6 protein-coding genes, 1 tRNA gene, 1 other RNA gene and 2 pseudogenes are annotated in these 6,705 nt (G+C 65.8%); 3 read left to right on the top strand and 7 right to left on the bottom strand.

The window, feature by feature from the left end:
* The 3 genes from CCR87_RS07830 to CCR87_RS07820 all read right to left on the bottom strand — a co-directional run.
* Positions 1-496: alcohol dehydrogenase catalytic domain-containing protein (locus tag CCR87_RS07830; protein WP_420850156.1), on the bottom strand; the 496-nt coding region annotated here is incomplete at its 3' end.
* A gap of 40 nt (positions 497-536) precedes the next feature.
* A complete protein-coding gene (locus tag CCR87_RS07825) occupies positions 537-1,184 on the bottom strand; it encodes a DUF1326 domain-containing protein (RefSeq protein WP_201156987.1) in 648 nt (215 codons plus the stop codon).
* Between the two features lie 22 nt (positions 1,185-1,206).
* Entirely contained in the window at positions 1,207-1,974 is a 768-nt protein-coding gene (locus CCR87_RS07820) for a DUF2182 domain-containing protein (RefSeq protein WP_242511914.1), read from the bottom strand.
* An 82-nt stretch (positions 1,975-2,056) separates the two neighbouring features.
* Between CCR87_RS07820 and ssrA the strand changes: the two genes are divergently transcribed.
* Both ssrA and CCR87_RS07810 read left to right on the top strand, forming a co-directional pair.
* Positions 2,057-2,406, top strand: a transfer-messenger RNA (tmRNA) gene (gene ssrA, locus CCR87_RS07815).
* Positions 2,407-2,540: 134 nt separating this feature from the next.
* A complete protein-coding gene (locus CCR87_RS07810; protein WP_201156986.1) occupies positions 2,541-3,074 on the top strand; it encodes a hypothetical protein in 534 nt (177 codons plus the stop codon).
* Here the strand turns inward: CCR87_RS07810 and CCR87_RS07805 are convergent.
* The 4 genes and pseudogenes from CCR87_RS07805 to CCR87_RS07790 form a co-directional block, all read right to left on the bottom strand.
* Positions 3,069-3,826, bottom strand: a protein-coding gene (locus tag CCR87_RS07805) for an IS5 family transposase (protein ID WP_201156985.1) whose coding sequence is annotated in 2 segments (ribosomal slippage) — positions 3,069-3,505 and positions 3,505-3,826 — 759 coding nt in all. Because the reading frame shifts where the segments join, the coding sequence is not laid out codon by codon here. The genes CCR87_RS07810 and CCR87_RS07805 overlap by 6 nt on opposite strands.
* Positions 3,827-3,899: 73 nt before the next feature.
* A pseudogene (locus tag CCR87_RS17215) lies at positions 3,900-4,407 on the bottom strand (IS630 family transposase); the annotation flags it as partial.
* A 738-nt stretch (positions 4,408-5,145) separates the two neighbouring features.
* On the bottom strand, positions 5,146-5,394 hold the full coding sequence (locus CCR87_RS07795) for a hypothetical protein (RefSeq protein ID WP_201156983.1): 249 nt from the start codon (positions 5,392-5,394) through the stop codon (positions 5,146-5,148).
* A gap of 469 nt (positions 5,395-5,863) precedes the next feature.
* Positions 5,864-5,938: transfer RNA gene (locus CCR87_RS07790), tRNA-Glu, on the bottom strand.
* Positions 5,939-6,513: 575 nt separating this feature from the next.
* Between CCR87_RS07790 and CCR87_RS07785 the strand changes: the two are divergent.
* Positions 6,514-6,705 (top strand): annotated as a pseudogene (locus CCR87_RS07785) (IS3 family transposase); the annotation flags it as partial.

Raw genomic sequence — 6,705 nt, 5'->3', positions numbered from 1 at the left:
CCGACCCCACCCCGCCCGCGGCCCCTGTCACCAGCACCGGCCCCGCGCCTGGCGTCAGGCCGTGATCCTCCAGCGCCATGACCGCCAGCATCGCGGTGAAGCCCGCGGTGCCCACCGCCATGCACTGCCGTGTGGTCATGCCCTGCGGCAGCGGCACCAGCCAGTCGGCGCGCACCCGTGCCTTTTCGGCGAACCCGCCCCAGTGACGCTCGCCCACCCGCCAGCCGGTCAGCACCACCCGGTCGCCCGGCGCGTAGCGGGGATCGTCCGATGCCTCCACCACGCCGGCGAAATCGATGCCGCCCACATGGGGATAGTCGCGCACCAGCCCGCCGCCCTTGGGCGACAGGCACAGCCCGTCCTTGTAGTTCACGGTGGTGTGTTCGATCGCCACCGTCACATCGCCCGCCGGCAGGCGGTCGTCCTTCAGCGTCTGCACCGAGGCCGTGGCCGGGCCGTCGCCATCGCGTTCCAGAAGTACCGCGCGGAATGTCATGTCGTGTTCCTTCCGTATCCGGGCCCTGTCGGCGGCCGCATCAGCGGCCGGGGCCGCGCCAGTCGATCGCGCAGATTTCGGCCGAGCGTCCGTCGAAGTCCCACACCCGGCCAAAGGCGCGCACACGCCCCCTGGTGGCGGTGGCGACCGTGATGTCGGGGCCCATCCAGTATTCGGTGTTGCGCACCACGATGTCCTGGTCGGGGTCGGCGCCGCGCACGGGCACGACCTCGCCCTGGATCTTCCTGCCCACGGTCAGGCGGCGGGTCTTGCCTTCGGTCTCGAACGTGACGGGGGCGGATTCGGCGCCGAGGAAGTCGCTGACCAGCATCCCGAACAGCCCCGTCGTGCCGCGCGCGGCGCCGGAAAAGATGTGGACCAGCGCCTCGTGGGCCTCGGGCCCCGCGCGGTCATCGATGAAGGCCGCGGCCGTCCAGTTTCCGCGCGCCATCAGGCCGGGGATCTCCAGCAACAGCCCGACGTTGAGGCCCGACAGCGGCGTGTCGCCATAGTGCCCCTCGTCGATGCGCACGCCGGCCCAGGCCTGGCAGTAGCCCTCGGTGGGGGCGTGCTTGCCCAGCGAGACCACGCAGGGGCAGAACACCGTGCAGTTGCAGTTCAGGATCAATTCGCCCCGGATTTCCCACGGAACCTGCCCCACGGGCAGCTGTTGAAGTGTTGTGGTCATGTCCTCCCCCTCTTTCGTCATGTCAAACCAGCAGCGCGGCCACCGCCGCCCCCAGCAGCGCGGCCCCCACGGGCCGGGTCAGCGGGCGCCCCAGCTGCGGCAGCTTCTCCAGCGTCATCAGCGCCATCGCGCCGCCCATCCAGATCAGGTTCATGGTCCCGCCCACGAACGCCAGTGCCATCAGCGCCCAGCAGCAACCCAGGCACACCAGCCCCAGCCGCAGCCCGATCCGCCACGGCCCGTCCTGCCAATGCGCCATGAACAGCACCAGCGGACGGCGGCAGCGGCTCAGGCAGGCCTCCTTGAGGGGGGAGAACTGCCAAAGCCCCGCGCACGCCAGCAGCGCCGCCGTCAGCGGCTGCGAGACGCTCTCGCCCAGTGCCGACACCAGCCCCGCGCCCGCCAGCGCCAGCTGCGCGGCCGTGGCCAGCAGCGCAAAGCCCAGCCAGACCGCCAGATACCCCGCCAGAAGCGCCCCGAATCCGCGCGCCCCCGCCATGCGCAGGTCATCCCACGTCGCCAGCGCCGGCAGGGCTGTGGGCGCCATCATCGCACCCGCCATCAGCGCCCACATCACGAACACCGACGGCGCCCCCGCCAGCCCCGGGGCGGGCGCGCACAACGCCTCCCACCACGAGGCGCCGCCCAGCCGCGCGGCGGCGGCCATCTCGGGCGGCATCTGCATGGCAAACAGCAGGCCCCAGGCCGCCAGAACACCGCCGTACAGCGCCAGCCAATGCGGCCGGCCCATCCCCCTCAGCCGGTCGCCGATGCGCAATGTCGCGTGCATGCCCCCTCCCTGCGGTCGCACGCCGCGACAGTGGCATGCCGGGCACAGCGGCGCAACGTGGTGCGCGGCGCCCTGCACGGGCAGGCTTGAAACGCCGGGGCGGGATGCGTATCTTTGGGATGTTCCGGCAACGGGACTATGGACATAAACGCGCTCGGAATAAGCGGATCGGACCCGGGGGCGGTACCCGGCGGCTCCACCATAACCCCTCATTGGGGGAGTTTGGGGCCGAAACAGGATCGACGAACGTGTAAAGGAGTGGCTTTGTCCCGGTGAGGTACCACCGTTATCGGTCCGAAAAGTACAGTTGCCAATGACAACCGTGCTCCGGTGGCCGTTGCTGCGTAAGCAGTAGCGACATCGAAACCTAAGCCCAGGCGTGTAGCAGCGTCTGGCGGGGTCCGCAGGCACCTGGCAACAGAAGCCTGCACTACACCCACCTTGCCAAATTTCGAGAAATTCCCAGACTTAACGTCTTGATTCTGATCGGTTTTTTTTGGGGTAAAGAATAGCCCTTGCGCGCACGGCCTCCGGCATGCGTAGGTTCCGATAGTACCTTGGCGACGGTGGAACTCTTGAAGCCTATCGGACACATCAAGCGGCGCCCCTGGACCTCTGGCCAGCTCCGCGGCGAGACGTTGTTTTGTGTCTACCGAGAAGACGGTCACCCGGCCGACTATCCATGGATGTGGGCAGCAAGCGCGGCACGGGATGCAGGCTACACACCCGATACCATCCACACGATGCTAACCCACATCACGGCGCTCGAGCTGTGGGCGATCTATCGGGGAATCGACTTCTATTCGGCGATGATCGAGGGGGAGTGTCTAAATCTTCAGGAAGTGGCCGATCTTGAGTCATTCCTGCACTACCGTGTAAGCGATCTACGCGCCCTGCTGCGCGTCGAGCGCGTCAACGAGAGACGCTTCTTAGAGCAATGCCTCACGCACCGCGCGGTCGCAACATCAAGCGTGGTTCAACGCCAGATAACGGCTACTAATTATCTGACGTGGATCGGAGAGTTCGGCAACCGCCTCATTGCTCTCAACCGGACGGGCAGTCAAAAATTAGCTAGGGTCAGGACTCGTTCTTTCTCATAGCCAGAAGATGACGGCTGCAGCCAGCGCGATGGCGGACATGAAGACCTTCGGGCATCTGTCGTAGCGGGTTGCAATGCGCCGCCAGTCCTTCAGTCGGCCGAACATGATCTCGATGCGATTGCGGCGCTTATACCGCCTTTTGTCGTTGCGAACCGCCTTCCCTCGGGACTTCCGGCCGGGGATGCAGGGCCGTATCCCCTTGTCCTGCAACGCTTCTCGGAACCAGTCGGCGTCGTATCCCCGGTCGGCAATCAGCCACTCGACCGCCGGCAGGGAGCCGCACAGCGCCCGCGCGCCGACGTAATCGCTGACCTGGCCGGCCGTGATGAAGAACTGGATCGGACGCCCTTGGCTGTCGGTCACGGCGTGCAGCTTGGTGTTCATCCCGCCCTTGGTGCGGCCGATCAGGCGTCCACGCCCCCCTTTTTCACCCGCAGGCTGGTCGCTGTCCGGTGCGTCTTGAGATAGGTCGCGTCGATCATCGCCGTCTTCTCCTCGGGCTCCTCGGCGGCCAGTCCCGCGAGGATCCGGGCGAACACGCCCCTCTCGCTCCAGCGCTTCCAGCGATTGTAGAGGGTCTTGTGCGGCCCGTATTCCTTCGGCGCGTCGCACCAGCGCAAGCCATTGCGGTTGATGAAGATTATCCCGCTCAGCACACGTCGGTCATCGACCCGCGGCTTACCATGACTCTTGGGAAAGAACGGTCGTAGCCGCGCCATCTGCGCGTCCGTCAGCCAGAACAGATTGCTCATCATGCCCCCCGTTGATCGAGGGCCGTGAATCACGCCAACCGGCGAGCCGTAAGCAGATCAATGGGTCCTGAGCCTAGTCACCCGAGTCTGAAGTTCCTGCCAGTGTTTTCTGGCAGAACCTTTTGACGGAGGCGAGGGTTTCGTCGGCGGACTTGTCCTACTCGTAGGGTTTGGGGTTCTGGTTGTGGGGGTCAATAAATGCGGCGATATCGGCTTCGAGGTCCGCGACGGAGCGGTGGACGCCGCGTTGGATCTGCTTGCGGGTCAACTCGGCAAACCAGCGTTCAACCTGGTTCAGCCAGCTTGCCGATGTGGGTGTGAAATGCACGTACAAGTGCAGACGGCGCGCCAGCCAGGCCCTGACCCTCGGCGTCTTATGGGTGGCGTAGTTATCCATCAAGAGATGCACGTCCCGCCCCTCAAGCATCCTGCGGTCGAGTTCCTCGAGGAAGTCGAGGAATCTGTCGCGCGGTGGCGTTTGTAGCACTTCCGGATTCCGCTCCGGTGGCAATGTCGAGGGCGGCAAACAGTGACGTGGTGCCGTTTCGGGTGTATGTTTGGGTGCGCCGCTCGGCCACGCCGAGCCTGCGGGCGAAAAAAATGGGGTCGAGACGACAAGCGCGGGCGCTAGATCGGGCGCACGAAGGGCGGGCTGAACACCAAGTTGCGCATTCCACGGCATCCGGCCAGCGATTCCACGGGCATCCGGCCACCCCCGTCTGAGGGCCTGCGAGGCGCTTTTTCATTGTGGGGTTTTCCCCCGCTGGTCAATGGTGCCGTCGTGAGCGTGGGTTGTCCACGGGGGGGGACCCGCGCGCGGCGCCAAGCGCGCCCCATAGCGCTGGCGCGGCGGCGCGCGCGGGGGGGACCTGTGGGCAAGCCGCGCGGGGATGGGAGCCGGACCGTCTCCTCATGCCCTGTTCCTCGTCAGCGTCGGCCGTGATGGTGGGAGCATCGGGCGGGGTTTCCCTGCGTAAGGAGGGACCGTCGGGGGCGCTCCGTTGCGCGACACCTCGTAAGACTGGGTGTCGCTTGACACCTGTGGAGGTTCTGGCTCAGAAGCACTTCCGCAACTTCCGTTTTCCGCGTGGAAGGTTTATAGTGGGAAATGGTGATATCGGAATATCAATTGAAATCAAATAATTGTCCGTCGGTAGGCGGGCTGAACGATGCTTAAGGTTGGTATAACCCGAACCTTATCCTTCCATCGTCAGGCATCTGGCTTGCTGTCCCTCTCACCTCACAGCCTGGTCCCGCTTGCGCTCTTGTAGGTTGCGCCGCACCGCGTGATCGCGCGCCGTCCGCCCTGCCTGTCGGTTTCAGCCTTCGATCCTCTCCACCGGGATTCCCGCCATGTCGGAGATCCGGTGACCCGTGTGGCCATGCGGCCGAAGGCGGATCACCGCGTTCGCGCGCAGACCACTCCAGGCTGCGCCCCCAAGCTCCGGGTGCGCCTCTCGCGCCTTGTCGAAAATCTTCCACATCTGATTTGCGGTCCCCGGCTTCCCTGCGTTCTTGCCGCTGTCTTGCAACAGGAACGGCCCGGGCCGCTTCTCCCGGGTCTGCATCGCGGCTTCCAGTCGGGGAGGATCAGGCACCAGGGCTGCACCCTTTCTTCCGCTGCGACAGGTTGAAGCCGCCTTCGTCAACATCGACCCATGATCTGCATGGCGCCGAGGAAGACCTCGATCCGGTCGTCGTGGGTGCACGCCTTCAGGCCCGAGACGCTGGGTAACTTGTACCGGGACCAGTGCCGCGCCGCGGGCCTGCCGCACTGCACCCTCCAAGGCATCCGCAGGGGGCAGGCGACGGCGATCGCCCACGCCGGGGGACCGAGTTCGAGGTCATGAGCGTCCTCGCCCACGCCAGCCCGAAAGAGGCGGCGACCCACACGAAGCGGGTGGATCGGCGACGGCAGACGGACAGCGCCGTGGGGCGCATCACCGGGCCGAAATCGGAACGGGAATCTTCCAACCTTTCCGATAAGTTGGGGGAAAATCTGTGTCTATCTGAAGGGGCGTGTGTAAATCATATATATGGCAGCCCGTAGGGGAATCGAACCCCTCTTTCCAGGTTGAAAACCTGGCGTCCTAACCGATAGACGAACGGGCCAGAGCCGCTTCTGGGCTGACGCTGGCCGTTTAAGCAATCCGTCCGGTGCGCGCAAGTGGAAATCGTATCCCGAAGTGCGGCCCCAGTCAGGGTAGGACGATTCAACCCTGGCGAGGGGGCGGTGCGGTCGTCGGATGGTATGGGCGGGCGCGGCGGCTGCCCGCGTCGGGAGGGCCGATTCGTCCGCATCTCTCCCCGAGGCCCGCGCGGCGCCCGGATGGGCAAGGGGCGGCGGATCTGCGCGCCGGGGCGCGGCCAGGGTCTGACAGGCCGTGACTTCGGGGTGACGCAATGCGTCTGTTTTCGAGGACGCTTTGCCTGTCCTTGACCCGGGTGGCCGACGCCGTTGGCAAGGACCTGCCGCGCGCCATCGCGCTCCGAACGCAGAGTCGTGCTGACGGCGACGCCACCCCGGCGTCGGGGCCCGACCGCGTGCCAAGAGACACCCATCTTCACGAGGACAGATCAGGACCCGTTGATCTGCTTGAGGCGGCAAGGCCTGCGCAGTGCTGGCCTGCCCCCTGAAAAGTGGTCCTCCCTGAGGTAGGCTTTCGAGCCCGACGGAGGATGCAGGGATGCCCCAGCAGAAGCACAGCCGGAGGAGATCGTCGCGAAGCGCCGGCAGGTCGACGTGTTGGTGTCGCAGGGCCGGTCGGTGGCCGAGGCTGTGCGCACGATCGGCGTGACGCCGTTCACCTGCTACCGTCGGCGCAAGGAATTTGGCGGCTTGAAGACCGACCAGGTGAAGCGGCTGAAGGAGCTTGAGA

It is taken from the genome of Rhodobaculum claviforme (genome assembly GCF_016653255.1).
In the GTDB taxonomy this organism is placed as follows: domain Bacteria; phylum Pseudomonadota; class Alphaproteobacteria; order Rhodobacterales; family Rhodobacteraceae; genus Rhodobaculum; species Rhodobaculum claviforme.
This window is presented reverse-complemented; position numbering and strand designations above follow the sequence as displayed.

What these genes read in the sequence shown, in the direction of transcription:
- CCR87_RS07795 (WP_201156983.1), bottom strand. Translation starts at nt 5,394, where the DNA reads ATGCAGACCCGGGAGAAGCGGCCCGGGCCGTTCCTGTTGCAAGACAGC.
- CCR87_RS07825 (WP_201156987.1), bottom strand. Translation starts at nt 1,184, where the DNA reads ATGACCACAACACTTCAACAGCTGCCCGTGGGGCAGGTTCCGTGGGAA.
- CCR87_RS07820 (WP_242511914.1), bottom strand. Translation starts at nt 1,974, where the DNA reads ATGCACGCGACATTGCGCATCGGCGACCGGCTGAGGGGGATGGGCCGG.